This window comes from uncultured Slackia sp. (assembly GCF_944321625.1).
Taxonomy (GTDB): Bacteria; Actinomycetota; Coriobacteriia; order Coriobacteriales; family Eggerthellaceae; genus Slackia.
Genome location: NZ_CALUMA010000122.1, coordinates 1 through 19391, shown reverse-complemented (window position 1 = coordinate 19391; position 19391 = coordinate 1). Strand labels below are relative to the sequence as shown.

Genomic DNA, 19391 nt, shown 5'->3' with positions numbered 1-19391 from the left:
CCAGTAACGAATGGAGCCGTTGGCAGTGTCGAAGGTTTTCTCGAGCATGAAAGGCTCCTCCCGTGACGCGAAAAAGGCAGCGACTCGTGTCCAAGAACCCTGCTTCCACGATGGAATCGAGCATTGGCCAAATTAATCCGCACGAATATACACAATGACACATTGTAGCGCCGAGGGTCCATTCGCAAAAACCATCCACAAGCTAGGCGCCGCATGTATGTCACGCTTCCATCAAGTTCGCGCGCTCTAATTGTGACGATTCGAAAACGGGGAAATCCTTCCTACCGAGACGGCATCGCGAGGTCTATACTTATGCCGCATTTCTTAGCACGTTCGTTAGAGCTTTCGCACATTACACCTCGCCTCAGCCGCTCCACCGAAGCGCGCCGGGGCGGCCCCTTTAGCCCCAAACAACCCGACGCCCAAGCCTCGTTCAATTCCGAGCGGCTCCGCGCTCGAACGACTTCGGTTTGGGTCTCCGCAGTTTGGACCCATACGCATCACGCCACTCGAGAAAGGACGCCAGATGAGCGAACCCACGTACACGTTCCGCCTCGCCACGCCTGACGACGCCGAAGTCCTCCAGGCCATCTACGCCCCGTACGTGGAAACGTCCATCACGTTCGAATACGAGGCGCCCAGCGTGGAGGAGTTCCGCCGCCGCATCGAGGAACGCATCTGCATCTACCCCTACATCGTGGTGGAGGGAGACGGCGTGCCCATGGGCTATGCCTATGCAAGCCGCCTGTTCAGCCGCGCCGCCTATGATTGGGCGGTGGAGCTTTCGGTGTACCTGTCGCGCGATTGCCGCGGTCGCGGCCTGGGGCGCGCCCTGTACGCGCGCATGCTGACGCTGCTGGAGATGCAGGGCATCCGCAGCGCGCACGGCAAAGTGACCGAGCCCAATGAGGCAAGCGACAAGCTGCACCTGTCCATGGGATTCCGCCGCGTCGGGTTCATGGACAACGTAGGCTTCAAGCTGGGCAAATGGCGCGACGTAGGCCATTACGAAAAACTGATGGGCGATTTCGACAGCGCGCCCGAGCCCGTAATTCCCATCACCGAGCTCGACCCCGCTAAGGTTGAGAAAGTCCTGCGCGACGGCACGCTCGACTAGTGCGCATTCCCCAAGCAGCATGCCTCCCAAGCCTCCGGCACTCCCGGAGGCTTTTTTATGCCTAAAGATGAATATTCCAGGTACTATCTTTCATTTTAAGCCCTCTTCCCCTCTTCTCTATGCAAGGTATACAATGGAAGCCGTCAAATTAGCGGCACCCTATCGTGCCGCAACGGCAACGCCCACGCAGCAGTCCGGGCGCTCGCCAGCAGGTTCTTGGCTAGAAAGGACTATCATGACCAAATTCTCCCACGTCATCGTCCGTCGCCCCGGTAAGTCGCTGTGCGACGGCATCACCAGCGCTCCTGAGCTGGGTAAACCCATTTACGAGAAGGCCATTGAGCAGCATGACGCCTACATCGAGGCACTGAAGCAGTGCGGCGTGGAAGTGACCGTGCTGCCCGCGCTGGAGGAATACCCCGACAGCTGCTTCGTGGAGGACACCGCCGTCATCACCCGCTGCGGCGCGATCATCGACAACCCCGGCGCCGGCAGCCGTAACGGCGAGGCCAAGGAGATGGAGCCCACCATCCGCCAGTTCTTCGACGACGACCACATCGCCCACATCACCGCACCTGGCACGCTCGAAGGCGGCGACGTGATGATGGTCGGCGATCACTTCTATGTGGGCCGCTCCGCTCGCACCAACGAAGAGGGCATCCGCCAGTTCATCGAGATCCTCGAGGGCTGGGGGCTTTCCGGCTCTGAGGTGCCGCTGGAGTACGTGCTGCACCTGAAGACCGGCGTGAACTACCTGGAAGACAACAATATGCTGGTGGCCGGCGAATTCGTCACTAAGCCGGAGTTCCAGAAGTACAACCTGATCGAGGTTCCCGAAGAAGAGGCCTACGGCGCCAACTGCATCTGGGTGAACGGCACCGTCATCGTACCCGAGGGCTACCCCACCGTGCTGGCCAAGGTCCAGGAGCTCGGCTACAAGACGCTCGTGGTTGACACCTCCGAGTACCGCAAGATCGACGGCGGCCTGAGCTGCCTCTCCCTGCGCTTCTAAGCCGACGCGCTCCCCTTGGAGCCGTCCAACACCCGCAGTATGCCAAGGCCCTGCAATCACGCCGATTGCAGGGCCTTTCTCTTGCGCAGGATGCCTTGCCCGAAAGGTCTGGCATCGCGCGATCGCAAGCACCATATGGGCCTCCTGCGCCCATCCGTCCATAAAAAAGTCGGCCACACAGGCCGACTCGCTTAGGTGGGTATATCAATCGTCGCTAGTCGCAGCACTTGCACTTACAGGCGGCCTTGACGGAGCGGCGCTTGCCGTGCGCGCCCTGGGCCTTGGCGGCGAGAATCAGCTTCTCGGTCAGCGCATTGAGCTGCTCGATCTCCTCGTCGGAGAAATCGGCCAGGAGCTTCTCGGCGACCTCGGAATGCGCGGCGCAGCGCTTCTCGGCAATCTGATCCCCCAGCTCGGTCAGAGAGACCTCGTAGGTCCGCGGCTGATCCGAATCCGCCATCGTCACATAGCCGTTGCGAACGGCCTTCTTCACCACGGCCTTGAGCTCGGCGCGGTCGAAGGACAGCGCATCGACGAGCTCGCGCGAAGTCATAGACCCCTCGTTCATGTGCAGGACCTTCAGCAGCGCGCCCTGACCGCGTTTGTAGCTCTTGGGACCGTTTTTGTGGAACGTGCGATTGACCAGCTTGCCAGCCTTCTTAAGCTGAGCGAGCGTCTTGGTTTCTTTGCTCATAATGCCTTCTTTCTGACCCTATCACCAAATGCGGATAGCCTGTTGTGACAGAGGGTATTATGATACAAATCTCTTCTATATTCTTATTATTCATGCAATGTTCATACTGTATATATTTATCAAGGTAAATGGCCTAATTTATATTATTCATATTTTATAATATGCTCAAATATGTTTAATAACTGAAGCAGTCAATCACCAAAAATGCGCCGCATGACAATGTCCCATGGATATTCCATACCAAACAAAACTCTTTAGTCCCAAGCAAAACGCCTCAAAGATCAGACAGGTTCAATTCCCCCAAAACGCGTGGCTTCACGTCAAGCTCACGCAACACGAAGGAGCCATGGCGCGATTCCATCACCGCGAAAGCAACACCAACAACTACATTCGGCATACAGGAAGCAAGCGGGAGAAGCGCCTGCGGATGAACCTCAACAAACCCCAGAGACCTATCTCGCCCCCAACGCACCTCACCTGTCATTCGCAACAGATGCTCCACAGTGTTGGCATCTCTCCCGAAAAACTTTATCGTTTTCAAAAAGTAATCTTTTTGCGAGAAGAACCAATGCCGATGGCGCACAGCAAAAGGGGCATTTAATTGATAGATTTGCCCCGTGAGCTTATTTTCCAACGAGCAGTAATGCACTCCCATGCCAATCTTTTCCTGCAGCGCATATTCAAGCAAATCGATGCATGCCGCCTCGCTCCCATCAACAGGAATACCTCCTCCATACCAGTATTCATACAGCACGCGATATGGCTCCGCCTTTAGGTGATAGCCCCTTTGGTTGAATTCTTCCGAATTATGCAGCGGGAAGCACAACTCGAGCAAATTAATTCCCGTAACGCCCATAGAGTCGAGTCGCTTGAGCAGCGACTTCATCTGATTCACCTCATTGGGCATTACGGGCATTTCCACCATAACTGCCGGTATGCGCCCAACGCACATCTCAATTTTGTGTAGCGTATCCTCAACGCAAGCGGAGCCTTCTTCTAGTTTTATGCTGAACCGAATTTCGGTGAGTCCCGCCGCGGCGAGTTCATTTAGCATCACTCCATCCAACCCCGACCCGCTGGTATACAAGCGTAGACGCGCCTGCGGATACAGCTCGCTGGCGCACCGGAAAAAATCCAACGTCTGGTTTTTATGGAGCAGGGGCTCGCCGCCGGAAAGCCCCAAATGTTTGTACAGGGCGTTGCAGCTATGGCGACTCTTCAGCTCCTGCGCCGCATCATTAACGTGGCTTAAATAGTATTCATAATCATTTTGGTTGGGATTAAAACAAAAGAAGCAATTCCGATTGCACTGGGTCGACGTGAGGAATGTCTCCGTCTCTACCCCGCGCCGACAAGCAAGACACGAAGGCGAGATCCAATTGAGCCAAAGGCTTTTGCAATCATTTTCCACTCTCAGGCCGCAATCGGCAAGACCTTGCACCCGACGCCGCAGCGCGTCCTCCCCCGAACGATTGCTCAGAGGCGCCCAGGGCACGCCATAGCGCTTAATATCGTTGACGAACTCACGACGAATTTCAACATACCGCTCTACGTAGGAGCGCAATTCTTTGTTTGCACGCGGCAGCGATGTGGCATTGGCACGCATATGCTTGTGGCTATTCGCCATCGGCCTCTTCCCCCAATCGATACCCCACTCGCCACACGGTGATGATGTAGCGAGGCTTGGAGGGATCAACCTCTAGTTTTTCCCTCAGACGACGGATATACACAGCAATGCTCGTGACCTCACCCACGTAGTTCTCTCCCCATACGCGTTCCACCAGCTCGTTCGTGGTGAACACGCGTCCAGGATGGTTGGCCATCGTAGCTAAAATGAAATATTCCTTAGGCGTCAAATCAATAAGCTTGCCGTCAAGGTAAACCCTTTGTCGTTTGAAATGGACTTCCAGTTTGCCGACACGTGCAATTGCCCGCGACCCACGAGCACCCTCTGTTTGTCCCGCCGCGCTTCGCCGCAAAAGAGCCTCGATGCGCAATAGGAGCTCCTCGCCTATAAACGGCTTAGTGAGGTAGTCGTCGGCTCCGGCTTTGAATCCCACGCTCTTATCCACAATGTCGCTCTTAGCGGAAAGCATAAGAATGGGCACGCGCGCGTCCATCGCACGTATCTCCTCGCACACCTGAAAGCCGTTCTTCTTGGGCATCATAATATCCAGAACCACGATGTCAGGATGCTCTTCGCAAAATACGCCAACGGCTTCTTCCCCATTCGAGGCTATGCGACAATCGTAGCCCTCCTCTTCGAGCAAAGCACAGATGCCGTTAACTATGGATCGTTCGTCATCCGCAATCAGAATCGTTTTCCCCATTGTGCGCTTCCCCTCTTCTTCCGTTCTCCCCTTCTAGAATATCGTCGTCATCCCCCAACGTACAGCCGCCCTGGCCCACAGGTAGCACAACCGTGAATACCGAACCGCGCCCTAATTCGCTTTCGACCGATACGGAGCCGCCGTGACGCTGAGCAATATCCTTTACAACGCTGAGTCCCAATCCGCTTCCGCTGTAGCCGCGCGTGGTTGACCCGTCCACCTGGGTGAACTTATCGAAAATCCGATCAATGTCCTCCTCAGCAATTCCGATGCCCGTATCCCGCACGGCGATAGCTACTTCATTAGCGTCTCTCTTGTATGTGACATCCACGTTCACATGCCCGCCTTCGGATGTGAACTTTATGGCATTGCTCACCAGATTTTCCATCGCATGACGAATACGTTCCCAATCGCCGCGGATGATTGGAACGTCCTGTGCTACGCTGCTTTCCAGCCGAACGCCTTTCTTCTCTGCCAGCACCGCCATGGTTGAATCGACGTAATTAGTCACGTCCATCAAATCGACGTCATCAACCACTAAGCGGCCCCTGCCAGCCTGCGTCGCCGCCATCTCAAGCGTATCGTTTATCATGTTGAGCAACGCAATGGTATTGCCTTTAAGCTCCTGCACTGCGTTCCTCCCTCGTCGGCTATCCCCTATTTCACGCTCGAGCACTTCCACAAATGTGAGAATCGCCGTAAGCGGCGTACGAAGCTCGTGGCTCATCACGGCAAGAAAGTCGTCTTTGTACTTGTTGTCACGAGTTAGCTGCATATTGGCATGCTTAAGCAGCTCGTTGCTCTGAGCGAGCTGCACACGCTGCCTTTCCAACACCTCGTTTGCACGCCTCACTTCTTCCGTTCTCAAAGCAACCTTGTCTTCAAGCGTGTTGTACACCTCATTGAGCTGAGACGCCATATTTGAGAAGCTTTGCACAAGATCGCCCAACTCCCCTTTTGCTTCAATGCCTTCTAGCTGAGAGTTGAAATTTCCATCCCCCAACTCTGCCGCAACGCTTGAAAGTTTCGAAACGGGCCGCGTAACCAATCGATCTATAGCAAAGAACACCGTTATGGCGATAAGCGCCAGCATACCCCCAAAAAACACCACAGAAACCATCAGCGTTTGCCATTCGTCTTGTAAATAGGGTTCGGTGGGAATAACAATGCTTATGGCGCCAGCAAAATCACCTTGTTCTAGCCCCTCTTTCGGATAGCCTGTCACATCGAGCTCACCCTTGGGACCCCCGTGGCATTCCAAGCAGTTCTCGCTCAGATATATTGCACGTACATAGCGAAAAGAGGATTGCCCCTCATACTCCACGATATCGTAATATTCATCTGACGATGCATTAGGGCCCGTGATAGCCTCAAGAGCAACCGCCTCGAAATCATCGGGACTGTCGTATTTGTTGCGCACGTTAATTCCCGTGTATCGGATAGTGTAATCGCTATTTTCAGTGAAAATAGCGCCTATCCCTTTGCCCACTATGGAGCAGTACAGCCCCTTGAAGTCGTACGTTCCGTCAGAGTTGTAATTAATGTTGTCCTGATTGACATCAAAAAACTGCCACACCGCGTCCATTTCATCGGCAAATGCCGCCGCTTGGGCATACAGTCGATCCTCGGTTTGCAAGGTACGCTGATAGTTGATGAACACCACGTAAATGCCCATAGCCACTACGAATACGCATATGAGGATGATAGAGAAGAGGGCGCCTAGCCTGATGCCCCTTTTGGTACGCTTCCGCCCCATCGTGCCCTCCGCTCATGCGCGCCCATCAGCGCCTATTCAATTGATTGGCTAATTCTGATTGTAGTTGTTCCAGCATGGATGCGCCAGCAAGAGAGCCCATCGCCCCCAGGCTGCTATAAAACGGATGGTGAGAATGCTTTGACACCTGGCCAAAGAACGAAACGAACCAACGACTCAAATGCACTTGGGCAAACCGAATGAAGCGATTATAGGCGATGTTTCGTTCCTCCTCGGTCTTGGCATCGACCGATCGAAGGAGGAGGATTGAGCAGAACTCGCATTCTATTCGCATATGGTCGGCGGATTCGTGACTCACAAGCGCAAACCCCGACTCGCTATATCTGCGCGCCGCATCAACCGACTGCGGAGAACGCAATAGCACCGTATTTGCATCATCTCCGCTCTGCGCCGCCAGAAACGTCGATTCCCAAATAGGCACAACTGCGCCACTTGGAGACGTAAACAGACGCGTGTACTCTCGTTTTAGTGCTGCAAGCACCTCCCTGTTTCCGACATCGTTCGCACCTTCAAGGAGGAAGAACCCGCATGTATCCACGGAATCGAGTCCGATGTCCTCGATGAGCTCCGATGCCGCACGATTGTATGCGCCCGCACGCAAAAGTGTCACCATCTCATCGCTTGGCAGCGTGAGCCCATGCGCCAAAAAATCGAATAGCGGCGCAAATACTTCAGCAAAACGTTGCTGCTGCATATGCCTTCCCTTCGTCGCATCAACCCAAAATGACGCGTCGGCCAACCGAAGCTCCGATATCACACCAGATAATACACGCAGGGCTCAGTGCCCTCCTCCTCAAGCAAACGAGCGTATTCACGATTACCAGAAGAAAGAACCCTGGACACGGCACTTTCGGGGTCATCTAAATCGCCAAACATGCGGGCATGCATATTGCACGCCTTGATGCAAGGCGGCTCCATTCCACGTGCACGAACGTTCGCGCAAAAAGTGCATTTCTCCGCCTTGCCCGCGCGGTGCTCGGGCGCATCCCACTGGCCAAGCGCCACTTCCTGATAGTACGTAGGCTCATCCTGCATAATGGTGCGCACGTCATAGGGGCATGCCTCAATGCAGGCGGCGCAGCCAATACATACGCCGGCATCCACAATCACGGTGCCGTCGTCGGTTTTCCGGCTTGCTCCCGTCGGGCACTTCTGCACGCAGGCGGGCTTTCGGCAATGCTGGCATGCCTTTGGGATGAAGAGCCCCGCAATATTAACGCCATCGGGAAACAGGCCGGAAGGAACTCCGTCATCGCCGATGACGGAGTTCCACCACACCTGAGCAGGCAGATTGTTGTTTATTTTGCAGGCGACGGCGCACGCATTGCAACCCACACACAGTTCTGCGTCGATTACCATACCGTACTGCATCCGTCTCCTTCCCTGCCGCTATTCCTCTTCGTAGGGCTCGGCCTCGACGCGAACATCGAAATAAGCGGCGTTGTTTGAGCATAAGTCCGTATTGTCAAACGAACTCAAACGCTGATAGTGACCCTTCTTGAAATACTCTTCCGCCCAGCCATGATACATCACCAAAACACCGGGCATAATCCCCTGGTCGAACTTCGCGCGAGCCACAACTTCGCTTCGATCGTTAAACAAGCGCATATATTCACCGTCTGCTACACCGCGTTTCTCAGCATCTGCGGGGTTCACGTGGATTTCGGGTTCGGGAAGCAGTTCATGCAGGAATTCCGCATGATGGAATGTTGTTTGGGTTCCATACTTAGTATGAGGAGTCATGAAAATCAACGGGTATTTCTGCGCAAGCGGATGACTCTCTAGTACTTCTGCGTTCTCAACAAAATCAGGAAGATTGAAATCCTGCGGATTCAGCGTGACATCCCAGTTGCCATAAGGAGTTGGCCTGTCGATGAAGAAATTCCAACGTCCATTTTCCCCAGAAGACACGCCATCAGCAGGAAGGGAGTAATTATTCTCAAAAACGCGAACTGCCTTTTTCTCCTGCAAGTCACCGTAGGTGCAACCCAATTCACGATTCGCATCACAATCGAGCATTGCATTGAGCTGATCGACGTCGCTTCCCTGGAAGTATTCGCCCAGGTCAAGTTTCTGAGCTATTTTTTGGCATATTTCCCAATCCGGAAGACTCTCAAACTGAGGGTCGGCAGCTTTCTCTGCAATGCGAGTATAGGGCGTATAGTTTCCGGCGCTCATAACGTCGTTACGCTCCCACCAATGACATGCGGGCAACAAAAGGTCAGCATATTTGCAAGTATCAGTCATACGAATCTCAACAACACAAAGAAAATCTAGCTTCTTCAAGGCGTCTTCCATTGCAATACGATCGGCGGTACCACCAATAACATTGCCCGCATAAGTCAGCATGCCTTTGATGGGAATCTTCGCGCCCCCCAACTCACCCGTTTCCATCACATGAAGCAATTGTGCATCAGGAACAGAAGGCCCTGGCTTACCTACATTAACCCATTCCGCATTAACCGGCCCTGAACCATATACATATCGATTGGACAAACCGGGCTTGCCAAAATTGCCTGTAACCATCCTAATGGCGTCCATGCCAAGCGTGACTTGATAAGAATTTGCATAATGGGCGAAGCCATTTGTTTTAATTAGAACAGTCTCGGAAGAAGCACACACTTTTGCCAACTCAATGATAACATCGGCCGAGATTCCCGTTATCTCCTCGGCGCGCTCAAGCGAATAAAGAGACGCACGTTCTTTTAGAGCATCGAGCGCGGTCTTCACCGCAAAGTCGCCCACATTGTGGCTTCCGGAAAGAGAGAAAACCGTGGAATCGGACTCTGGCCCCACAGGGACAGCCTTGCCCTCAACCTCATTCCATGCGTAAACCGGCGACTGTGCACCATTTTCAGGAGCAGGCTCCCCTAAATCAATAGCACGAAGAAGAGTGCCATCCTCTTTAACGAGATATGGAGCACATGTGCGACTGCGCATAAAATCGTCGTCCTGCAATCCATTTTCAAAAATTTGGTTTAGTACGGCAAGCGCAAGCGCGCCGTCAGTAGCAGGCTTAATGACTATATGCTGGTCAGAGTGAATTGCCGTAATGGTGGAATTCGGGTCAATTGTGATTATCTTGCACCCATGCTGGCGACGAGCTTCGCAAGCATGACGCCAGAAAAGCCATTGTGTTTCGGCAGCATTGCAACCCCAAAAGATAATTGCACTTGCATCCAACATGGTTTCTGGAGCAGAGCTACACGATAAAGCAGAATCAAGCTGCATAGCACGAATTGTAGCCATGTCTCCACCTGTAAGAATCTCACTGGCTCCCGTTGCGTTTACAAGCTTTGTCCAACAACTCCCCGCCTGGCCAGACAGCATGGCCGTAGATCCGTACGTATGATACATAGCGAACCCCGTAGGCCCTACCTCATCAACAATGCCCTTCCATTTGGACCCAAGCAAATCAATCGCTTCATCCCATGATATTTGCTCCCACTGAGGTTCCTCTTCTTTAGAGTTGATGCGCTTCATTGGGTATTTCAAACGGTTGGCATCATAAATGCGATTTATATTAAGAAAACCTTTCCAACAACCGCCTCGGTGTAAGGCCTCGGGGTCATCTTCGTATTCATAAGGCGCGCAATTCACGATGTAACCATCGCGAACCGTGATATCCCAAGCACAATTACGGCTACAATTCCCGTGACAACTATTGATATAGTGGTGCTCCTCGGGCGGTTGATTAGTATCCACCTGACCATTCTCTTGCTGAGGAGCGCATCCGACGGACGTTCCTGCAGCGACGAGCGCGCTCGTCGCTGCCGCACCTTTGATAAAACCACGCCGCGTTATCCCCGAGGAAGCGGCGGTCGTGAGCATTTCTGAAACCATATGTCCCCCTATCTTGTGGATGATGCGCTTAGCCATAATAGAGGCCTCTCGACATTTCGCATTGCCTCAAAGCTTTCTCGATTCTCTTTTACTTGCTCTAGCGAACCTAATCCCCTTTCCGCCATATATGCGGTTCCGTGCATAGCCCAACTATTTGGGATGACCAGAACCCACCAGCACGCTTCTTAAGGGAGGGAGGGGAATCCACTTAAGAAGCTCGCTGGCGGCGTAACGGAGTTACATCAAGTAATACACGTTGGGTTCGGTGCTTTCCTCTTCCAGCAGACGCATATATTCGCGTTCTCCTGATGCAAGAATTCGCGAAACTTCGCTTTCGGGATCATCTAAATCGCCAAACACACGCGCATGGAGATTGCAGGCTTTAACGCATGCAGGATCGCCACCACGCTCACGGATGTTGGCACAGAGCGTACACTTTCCCACCTTACCTGCAGAATGTTTCGGCGCATCCCACTGTCCCAACGCCACCTCTTGATAGTATTCCGGATCATTCTGAACAAGGACGCGCACATCGTACGGACAGGCCTCAATACATGCTCCACAGCCGTCGCATTTCTCGGCATCTATCTGCACCGTTCCGTCGTCGGCCACATAGGTTGCCCCCGTAGAACACTGCGCCACGCAGAGCGGTTTTCGGCAATGTTGACACGCTTTTGGAAAAAATCTCATCGAATTGTTTGGCCATTCGCCCGATGCCGTATCACGCGTTGCCCCACCTTCCGTAACAACGGAATTCCACCACACCTCTTTTGGAAGGTTGTTGTTGATTTTGCACGCAACGGCACATGCGTTGCACCCCGCACACAACTCGGTATCGATTACCATACCGTATCTCATCAGGGCTCCTCTCCTTGTTCACAGCAACCCGCTACCCCTAACGGGCATTTGCTACAATCAGGTTACGGCTGCGAAGACAGAAGCACCATTTGCGCAATTAAATATTGGATTGAGTTTCTTCGATATACATTAAAATATATTAATGAATGCATAAGCACCCACGCACCGAACAAGTCATATCATCAAACTACGAAAACTCGAATGCCGCCGGAACAACAAGAAGCGGCCGTTCATTTCGTCGGCCGCTTCTTAGCGTTTGGGATACAATTGATGGCTAGAACTTCCTGAAGCGCGCGTATCGGCGCTCGAGCAGCAGGTCGTGCGGCACCTGGACCAGCTCGTCCAAGCGGCGCGTCACATAGCGCTTGACCGCGTTGGCCGCAAGCTCAGGATTCGCGCTGGCGGAACCCTCGCCCTCCTCGAGCACGGCGTCGATGATGCCCATCTCGAAAATCTCGTAGGCGTTCATGCGCATAACCGCCGCAGCCTCAGGCGCACGCGAGCGGTCCTTCCACAGGATAGACGCGAAGCCTTCGGGCGAGAGCACCGAATACACCGCATGCTCCTGCATGGCCACGCAGTCCGAAAGCGCCAGCGCCAGCGCGCCGCCGCTGCCGCCCTCGCCCACCAGCACGCTGATGATGGGCACACGCAAGCCCGCCATGGCGAACAGATTGTCGGCGATCGCGTTGCCCTGGCCACGCTCCTCGGCCTCTTTGCCGCAGAACGCGCCCTGAGTGTCCACGATGCACACGATGGGCATGTTGAAGTGCTCGGCCGAGCGCATGAGGCGCAGGCTCTTGCGATAGCCCTCGGGCTCGGGACAGCCGAAGTTGCGCTTGATGCGGTCCTGCAGGTCGCGGCCCTTTTCCTGAGCGATGCACATGACGGCGCGCTCGCCGATCCAGCCTACGCCGGCAAGGATGGCCCCGTCGTCGCCGAAAGCGCGGTCGCCGTGCAGCTCGAAGAAGCCCTCGACCATGGCATCCAGGTAATGCGACGCCGTGGGACGGTGCGTATCGCGCGCGATCTGCACGCTGCGCCAAGCGGGGTTGTCCTCGCCTTCGCCTTCCTTGGACGCGTCACGGGCGGGCAGCGTGAGCAAGGCCGCCACGCGCTTGCCGCTCTCCTCGATGCGTTGGCGCTCCCAAGCGTTGGGGCGACGCAGCGGGCGCGTCACGGCGCGGCCGACGGCGCGCATCGCAGCGGACACGAGGCCACCGGTCGCGGCGGGCATCTCGTCGCCTTCGGGAGACACGGCGCCCTCCTCCACCTCTTTAGCGGTGGGATGCGCCACAAGAGCGGCCTTCACGGCGGAATAGCCGCGCGGCGCCTGGGCATGCATGGGCGCATGGAGCGGCGTCATCTCGCCGTCGCGCGCCTCGTAGAGCGCGAGCAGGTTGGCCAGCACGCCGCGCAGGTGCGCACGCTCAACGATGGCGTCGATCAGGCCGTGCTCCAGCGCGAACTCCGCCGTCTGGAACTCCTTGGGAAGCTCCTGGCGAATGGTGTCTTGGATCACGCGGCGGCCTGCAAAGCCGATGAGCGCCTTGGGCTCGGAGATAATCATGTCGCCCTGCATGGCGAACGACGCGGTCACGCCGCCCGTGGTGGGGTCGGTAATCACCGCGAAATACGGCAGACGCGCCTCGGAATGGCGCTTGATGGCGGCGGAAATCTTCGCCATCTGCATGAGCGACACCAGGCCCTCCTGCATGCGGGCGCCGCCCGAGCAGGTGAAGACCACCCGCGGCAGACGCTCGCGCGTGGCACGCTCCACCGTACGCGTGATGCGCTCGCCCACGACCGAGCCCATGGAACCCATGAAGAACGTGGAGTCCATGATGGCAAGCGCCAGGGGCATGCCGGCGATCTTGGCACCGCCGCAACGCACGCCCTCGGTGAGCCCGGTGCGGGCGCGCTGCTTCTCGATCTTTTCCAGGTAGCCGGGGAACTCCAGCGGATCGGTCTCGGGCACGTCCTCGATATCGATCCACTCCTCGAAGCTATCGGCATCGACCAGGTCGTAGATGCGCTCGGCGGACGTCATGCGGAAGTGATGCCCGCAATCGGGGCACACCTTGTGGTTCTCGCGCACATGGGCGGCGTCGGATACTTTGCGGCACTTGGGGCACACCGTCCACGACTCCGCCGTGGTCTGCGGCAGGTCGCATTTCAGACAGTCGCACACGGCCCACGCCTTGGAGGTGCCGCCGAACGCCGCCGCCGAGGCATCCGCCTCGAGGCGGTACACGCTGCGGCCCGCTTCGACCGCCATGCCCACGAAACGCTCGTCGGAGGCAAGGCGGCTTCCCACCAGCAGAATGGCGCTCGCATTGGCGACCTCGGCTGCCGAAAGGATGCGGTAGTTGTCCTCGAACGCGCCCTTGCCGCGCACAGGACCGATGCACACGCTGCTGTCGGCAAGCTGCAGCTGAGGCTCCTTGGCCATGTCCTCGGTGTAGACCATGCACGTGGCCAGACCCACCGCGCGGCATGCGGCCATGACGCCCTCGGCCGTGCGGCCGGGGTCCACCACCAGCACGCGGTCGCAGCCGCTCATGCGGATATCGACCAGGCTTTGCAGCTCTTCGGCATCGATGCCCGCGGCATCGCCCGCCATGCCGTCGGCGATGGCATGCGTGGATTTGTATTCGTTCTTCGCGGATTCCACCAGTTCGCCGATGCGCTCAAGGCTGCTCGCATCTCCTGGAATCTCACGCGGGATTGTGATATAGCCCGCCTTGTTGGAGCGACGCGCCACGGTATCCCCTTTCCTTCGTATCGCCTTGGCCATGCGCGGCGCAAGGCTGCGGGATATCCCGCAAACGAGCCTGGCAAGGCAGCTGCCCCGCCAGGCTCCCTCGGTTAAGCCAATACGTATTTCTGCGTCGCAGAGGCGGCCACGTTGCCGCCCACGAACGCGGTCACTTCCGCCACGCACATGCGCTTGGAGGATTTGACGATCTTCGCCTCGAGGCGAAGCGTATCGCCGGGCGACACCTGATGGCGGAATTTAGCGCCGTCGATGCCGGTCAGAAATCCAATGGCGCCTTCGCGCTTCTGAGCCACCAGGATGCAGAAGCTGGCCGCCTGGGCGAGCGCCTCCATGATGATGACGCCGGGAAGTACCGGATGGTCGGGGAAATGGCCCTTGAACAGCGGCAGGTCGGGGTCGACGTCCAGCTCGGCGATGATGCACTCGCCGGGCACGCACGCCGTCACGCGACTCACCCACACGAACGGGTCGCGATGAGGCAGCACCGCCTCCACGACGTCCTTCCCGCAAGGATACGTGATGTCCATGGTTACGCCTCCGTCCAGGGCGCAATCGCAAGACTCGCGTTGTGGCCGCCGAAGCCGAGCGAGTTGCTCAGCGCGACCTTCTGGGGGTAATCCGTGATGGCCTCAAGCGGCACGTTCACGCCGCATGCGGGGTCGATGTTCTTGGTGCCGGCGGTCGGGGGCACGCAGGAGTTGGCCACGGACAGCGCGCACACGATGGCCTCGATGGCGCCCGCCGCGCCCAGCGTATGGCCGGTGGTTCCCTTGACCGAGGTCACGGGCACTTGGGCACTGCGCTCTTCGCCGCACAGACCCTTGATGGCGGCCGACTCCATGGCGTCGTTTGCCGGAGTGGACGTGCCGTGGGCGTTCAGGTGGCCCAGATCCTCGGGCGTAAAGCCGCCCTCGGAAAGCGCCTGACGCATCGCGCGCACCGCGCCTTCGCCGTGAGGCTCGGGGGCGGTCATGTGGAACGCGTCGCCGGTGGAGCCGAAGCCCGCCACCTCGGCGATGATGTGCGCCCCACGCGCCACGGCATGTTCGAGCGACTCGAGCACCACAGCACCCGCGCCCTCGCCCGGCACGAAGCCGGAGCGGTCGACGTCGAACGGACGCGACGCGGTTTCGGGGTCGTTGTTCTTGGTGATGGCGCCCAGGTTGCCGAAGCCCGCCAGACAGATGGGAACGATGGACTCCTCGCTGCCGCCCGCAAGCGCCGCGTCGGCATAGCCGTGGCGGATCAGGCGGTACGCCTCGCCGATGCAGTGATTACCCGACGCGCACGCCGTCACGATGGACAGGCAGTCGCCCTTCATGCCATAGCGGATGGACAGGTTGCCCGCGCCCATGTTCTCGATCATCGTGGGGATGAACAGCGGGTTCACGCGCTTGGGACCCTTCTCATGCAGGGTGATGCAGCCGTTCTCGAACTCGCCGATGCCACCGATGCCGCTGCCCCAGACGCACGCGACGCGCGTGGGGTCCTCGGCCTCCATGTCGAGGCCGGACTGCTTCATGGCCTCGTCAGACGCCACGATGGCGTACTGGACGTAGGGGGCGAAACGACGGGCCTCCTTCTTGGTGAGGCCGCATTCGACCGCGTCGAAATTCGGAATCTCGCCGCCGATCTTAGAGGCGAACTCGCTCGTGTCGAAACGCGTGATGGGAGCAATGCACGACTTGCCCGTCATCACGGCGTCCCACAGCGCGTCCACGCCGATGCCTGCGGGCGAGATAGCGCCCATGCCGGTGATGACGACGCGGTGCGTGCCGTCGGGTTTGCGCATATCCGTCATAGTGCCAATCCTCCGTCTACTTCGATGACCTGGCCCGTGATGTAGGCGGCGGCGTCGCTAGCGAGGAACGCCACCACAGCGGCGATATCCTCGGGCTGCCCCATGCGTTTCATGGGGATGCTGCCCAGCACGGCCTCCTTGGCCTTCTCGGGCATGGCGTCGGTCATATCGGTCTGAATGAACCCGGGAGCAACCGCGTTCACGGTCACGCCGCGAGAAGCGACCTCCTTGGCGAGGGACTTGGTGAGGCCCACCACGCCCGCCTTGGATGCCGCGTAGTTCGTCTGTCCCGCATTGCCGTGAATGCCGGAGATGCTGGACATGTTGATGATGCGGCCGCGACGCGCCTTGGTCATAGCGAACGCGGCGGCGCGGCAGCAGTTGAACGTGCCCTTGAGGTTGACGGCGATCACGCGGTCGAAATCCTCTTCCTTCATACGCACGAGCAGGCCGTCACGCGTGATGCCGGCGTTGTTCACCAGCACGCTCACGGCGCCCAGCTGCTCGGTGGCGTCTTTGATGAGGGCCTGCGCCTCGTCGAACACCGACACGTCGGCCTGGATGGCCAGCGCGTTCACCCCGTAGGTGTCGCGCAGGTGCGCGGCGACCTCTTCGGCCGCCTCCTTGCTGCCGGCGTGCGAATGGTTCACCGCCACGTTATATCCGGCGGCAGCGAGCGCCTCGCACACCGCACGGCCGATGCCGCGCGCGCCGCCCGTGACGACTGCGCAGCCCTTGGAAGAGTCGCCGGATGCCGCAGAAGCATCGGCCGCAGGAGCGGCACCGGATACCGCAGTGGCGGCGACGTTCGTTTCTTTTTCCATCAAAGGACCTTTCTCTCTACTTGATTCACGGAACGAATCCGCATGCAAGCCAGCAACGCAGCGTTTCGTGGACGTTTTTGCGACTTTCCCGGCGATTTGCTTCAACATTTGGCTGTTTTGAGGGACAAATCCGCCCAAATCAGAGAAAAAGTTGCACTCGATGCCCGAAAAGAGGGCAAATCCGGAGTTCTGAGCCTCTGCTTCTCCGGAAAAATCGAAAAAACGTCCACGAAATCGCAAAAATCTGGCTAAGCGTTGGCGGCAGCCGTCTCCAGGTGCTCCTTCACAGCGGCGATGTCCTCCGCCGACTCGGCCTTGAAGCGCGCGGCGGACTTATCGGTGCGACGCACCAGGCCCACGAGCACGCCGCCGAAGCCGCACTCGACGAACGTATCCACGCCCTGATCGGCCAGCCACAGCACGCTCTGCTCGAAGCAAACAGGGCTCACCACCTGGCGAACCAGATGGTCGGCAGCCTCGGCGGCGGCAAGCGGACGAGCGTCCACATTGCACACCAGGGGCACGCTTGCCTCATGGAAGTCGATTCCTGCGAGGAAGCCGGCGAACTCGTCGGCCGCGCTCTGCATGAGCGGGCTGTGGAACGCACCGGACGTGGCCAGCATGGCGGCGCGATGCTTGGGTCGCGCGGTCCACGCCTCTTGCGCGCGCAACACCGCGGCACGGTCGCCCGAAACCACAATCTGACCAGGCGAGGTGTAGTTGGCGGGAACCAGCACGTCGCCCTGAGCGAGTTCGGCGCACAGTTCCTCCACCTCGGAGGGTTCGCCGCCCATGAGGGCGCACATGGCGCCATCGCGCTCGGCGGCAGCCTTGGCCATCACCTCGGCGCGAAACGCCGCGATGCGAAACGCGTCCTGGACGCTCACCATGCCGGACACGGCCAAGGCGCCGATCTGGCCCAGCGAGAACCCTGCCACGAAATGCGGCTCCACGCCGGCGGCCTTCAGCGCCGCCGCGCTTGCCACCGAGCATGCGCACATGGCGGGCTGAGCGACGGCGGTGTCGTTCAGGCGCTCAGACTCGGCGTTAAGGCAGGCGTCCGCCACGTTGAAGCCGAACGCCTCGGCGGCGGCGTCGAACACCTCGCGTGCCTCGGGGATATCCATAAGGCCCGCGCCCATGCCGGGCTTCTGCGCGCCCTGGCCGGAAAGCAGGAATGCGACCTTGCCCATGGCCTTACGCCTCCTTGAACGCGCGGGCGGCATTTGCGTCCGCCAGCGCCTGGAGATCCAGCGCGCCGCGGGCGGTGCCTTCCTCCATGAGCTCGCGCAGCACCTCTGCCGCAGTCTTGCGCTCATGAACCAGGCACGCCACCTGGCCGGCCATCATGGATCCGTTGTCCACGTCGCCCTCGACGGCGCGGCGCAGCGATCCCACGTAATACTGCTCGAGCTCGTCGGAACCCATGTTGGAATCCTCGAGCTTGCGCACCGCGCGGGCCCATTTGTTCTTCAGGCCGCGCACTGCATGTCCGCTGCCGCGGCCGGTGACCACGGTGTCGGAGTCCTTCGCCTTGAGCACGCGTTCCTTATAGGCGTCGGCCACGCCGCACTCCTCCACCGTGAGGAAGCGGGTACCCACCTGCACGCCTTCGGCGCCCAGCGCGAAGGCAGCAGCCATGCCGCGACCGTCAGCGATGCCGCCGGCGGCGATGACGGGAATGGACACGGTGTCGCACACCTGAGGCACAAGCGCCATCGTGGTGAGCTCGCCGATATGGCCGCCCGATTCGGTGCCTTCGGCCACCACGGCGTCGACGCCGCACTTTTCCATGCGGGCCGCAAGCGCTGAAGAGGCAACCACGGGAATGACCTTGGCGCCCACCTCTTTCCAGCGCCCGATGAACGTGGAGGGGCTGCCGGCGCCCGTGGTGATCACATCCACGCGCAGCTGCGCCAGAAGCTCGGCGAGTTCCGCCGCGTTGGGGTCCATCAGCATGACGTTCGCGCCGATGGGAGCATCGCCCGCGATCTCACGCGCACGCTTGACCTGGGCTTCCACCCAGTCGAGCGGAGCGCCGCCGCAAGCGATGATACCCAGGCCGCCCCCGGCGGACACCGCGCCGGCAAGGTTGCCGTCGGCGATGCGCGCCATGGCGCCCTGCATGATGGGGTACTTCGTGCCCAGAAGTTCGGTCACACGAGTTTTCACAATTGATTCCTCCAGAAAAAACTTGTAGGTCGCCGAAACGTCAGCGAGGGCAAATCTGACGAGCTGGATAGCCTTGAACGAGGAGCGCCGCGTACTGCGTACGCAAGCGAAGAGTGAATGGCTAGCCGGCCGTCAGATTTGACCGCAGCGGCGGCCCGTTCCGCCGTTCGGCAGAACGGCGGAACTA

Annotated in this window: 17 protein-coding genes; 3 read left to right on the top strand and 14 right to left on the bottom strand. The window is 58.3% G+C overall.

Annotation, left to right across the window (positions count from 1 at the left end):
• Positions 1-526: 526 nt before the first annotated feature.
• Positions 527-1117, top strand: a complete 591-nt coding sequence (locus tag Q0J60_RS10465) for a GNAT family N-acetyltransferase (RefSeq protein ID WP_294441327.1) — start codon at positions 527-529, stop codon at positions 1115-1117.
• 235 nt (positions 1118-1352) lie between these two features.
• Positions 1353-2129 (top strand): dimethylarginine dimethylaminohydrolase family protein, encoded by a 777-nt coding sequence (locus tag Q0J60_RS10460; protein ID WP_294441325.1) that lies wholly within the window; start codon positions 1353-1355, stop codon positions 2127-2129.
• Between the two features lie 214 nt (positions 2130-2343).
• Here the strand turns inward: Q0J60_RS10460 and Q0J60_RS10455 are convergent, their stop codons facing one another.
• The 12 genes from Q0J60_RS10455 to fabG form a co-directional block, all read right to left on the bottom strand.
• Entirely contained in the window at positions 2344-2823 is a 480-nt protein-coding gene (locus tag Q0J60_RS10455; RefSeq protein ID WP_294441323.1) for a MarR family winged helix-turn-helix transcriptional regulator, read from the bottom strand.
• A 274-nt stretch (positions 2824-3097) separates the two neighbouring features.
• Complete coding sequence (locus tag Q0J60_RS10450; protein ID WP_294441321.1) at positions 3098-4450, bottom strand: radical SAM protein; 1353 nt, start codon at positions 4448-4450, stop codon at positions 3098-3100.
• Positions 4440-5153: a response regulator transcription factor gene (locus Q0J60_RS10445; protein ID WP_294441319.1), complete on the bottom strand. Its 714-nt coding sequence runs from the start codon at positions 5151-5153 to the stop codon at positions 4440-4442. The genes Q0J60_RS10450 and Q0J60_RS10445 overlap by 11 nt, the downstream gene beginning before the upstream one ends.
• On the bottom strand, positions 5125-6816 hold the full coding sequence (locus Q0J60_RS10440; protein ID WP_294441318.1) for an ATP-binding protein: 1692 nt from the start codon (positions 6814-6816) through the stop codon (positions 5125-5127). Before Q0J60_RS10440 ends, Q0J60_RS10445 begins: the two co-directional genes overlap by 29 nt.
• 118 nt (positions 6817-6934) lie before the next feature.
• Complete coding sequence (locus Q0J60_RS10435) at positions 6935-7621, bottom strand: molecular chaperone (protein WP_294441316.1); 687 nt, start codon at positions 7619-7621, stop codon at positions 6935-6937.
• Positions 7622-7680: 59 nt separating this feature from the next.
• Positions 7681-8298, bottom strand: coding sequence for a 4Fe-4S dicluster domain-containing protein (locus tag Q0J60_RS10430; protein ID WP_294441315.1), 618 nt, complete (start codon positions 8296-8298; stop codon positions 7681-7683).
• Between the two features lie 18 nt (positions 8299-8316).
• Positions 8317-10806: a molybdopterin-dependent oxidoreductase gene (locus tag Q0J60_RS10425; RefSeq protein WP_294441312.1), complete on the bottom strand. Its 2490-nt coding sequence runs from the start codon at positions 10804-10806 to the stop codon at positions 8317-8319.
• 201 nt (positions 10807-11007) lie between these two features.
• Positions 11008-11628, bottom strand: a complete 621-nt coding sequence (locus tag Q0J60_RS10420; RefSeq protein WP_367178843.1) for a 4Fe-4S dicluster domain-containing protein — start codon at positions 11626-11628, stop codon at positions 11008-11010.
• A gap of 274 nt (positions 11629-11902) precedes the next feature.
• Positions 11903-14392, bottom strand: coding sequence for an acetyl-CoA carboxylase, carboxyltransferase subunit beta (gene accD, locus Q0J60_RS10415; protein WP_294441310.1), 2490 nt, complete (start codon positions 14390-14392; stop codon positions 11903-11905).
• Between the two features lie 104 nt (positions 14393-14496).
• Positions 14497-14934: a 3-hydroxyacyl-ACP dehydratase FabZ gene (fabZ, locus tag Q0J60_RS10410; protein ID WP_294441307.1), complete on the bottom strand. Its 438-nt coding sequence runs from the start codon at positions 14932-14934 to the stop codon at positions 14497-14499.
• A 2-nt stretch (positions 14935-14936) separates the two neighbouring features.
• Positions 14937-16208 carry a beta-ketoacyl-ACP synthase II gene (gene fabF, locus Q0J60_RS10405; protein WP_294441305.1) on the bottom strand — a complete coding sequence of 424 codons (1272 nt, stop codon included), beginning with the start codon at positions 16206-16208 and terminating at the stop codon, positions 14937-14939.
• On the bottom strand, positions 16205-17032 hold the full coding sequence (gene fabG / locus Q0J60_RS10400) for a 3-oxoacyl-[acyl-carrier-protein] reductase (protein ID WP_294441304.1): 828 nt from the start codon (positions 17030-17032) through the stop codon (positions 16205-16207). The genes fabF and fabG overlap by 4 nt, the downstream gene beginning before the upstream one ends.
• A 42-nt stretch (positions 17033-17074) precedes the next feature.
• Between fabG and Q0J60_RS10395 the strand changes: the two genes are divergently transcribed.
• Complete coding sequence (locus Q0J60_RS10395) at positions 17075-17284, top strand: hypothetical protein (RefSeq protein ID WP_294441303.1); 210 nt, start codon at positions 17075-17077, stop codon at positions 17282-17284.
• Here Q0J60_RS10395 and Q0J60_RS10390 read toward each other — a convergent pair.
• Together Q0J60_RS10390 and Q0J60_RS10385 are read right to left on the bottom strand one after the other, a co-directional pair.
• Positions 17281-18225 carry an ACP S-malonyltransferase gene (locus Q0J60_RS10390; RefSeq protein ID WP_294441302.1) on the bottom strand — a complete coding sequence of 315 codons (945 nt, stop codon included), beginning with the start codon at positions 18223-18225 and terminating at the stop codon, positions 17281-17283. The genes Q0J60_RS10395 and Q0J60_RS10390 overlap by 4 nt on opposite strands.
• A 4-nt stretch (positions 18226-18229) precedes the next feature.
• Positions 18230-19207, bottom strand: coding sequence for a nitronate monooxygenase (locus tag Q0J60_RS10385; protein WP_367178844.1), 978 nt, complete (start codon positions 19205-19207; stop codon positions 18230-18232).
• Positions 19208-19391: the final 184 nt, after the last annotated feature.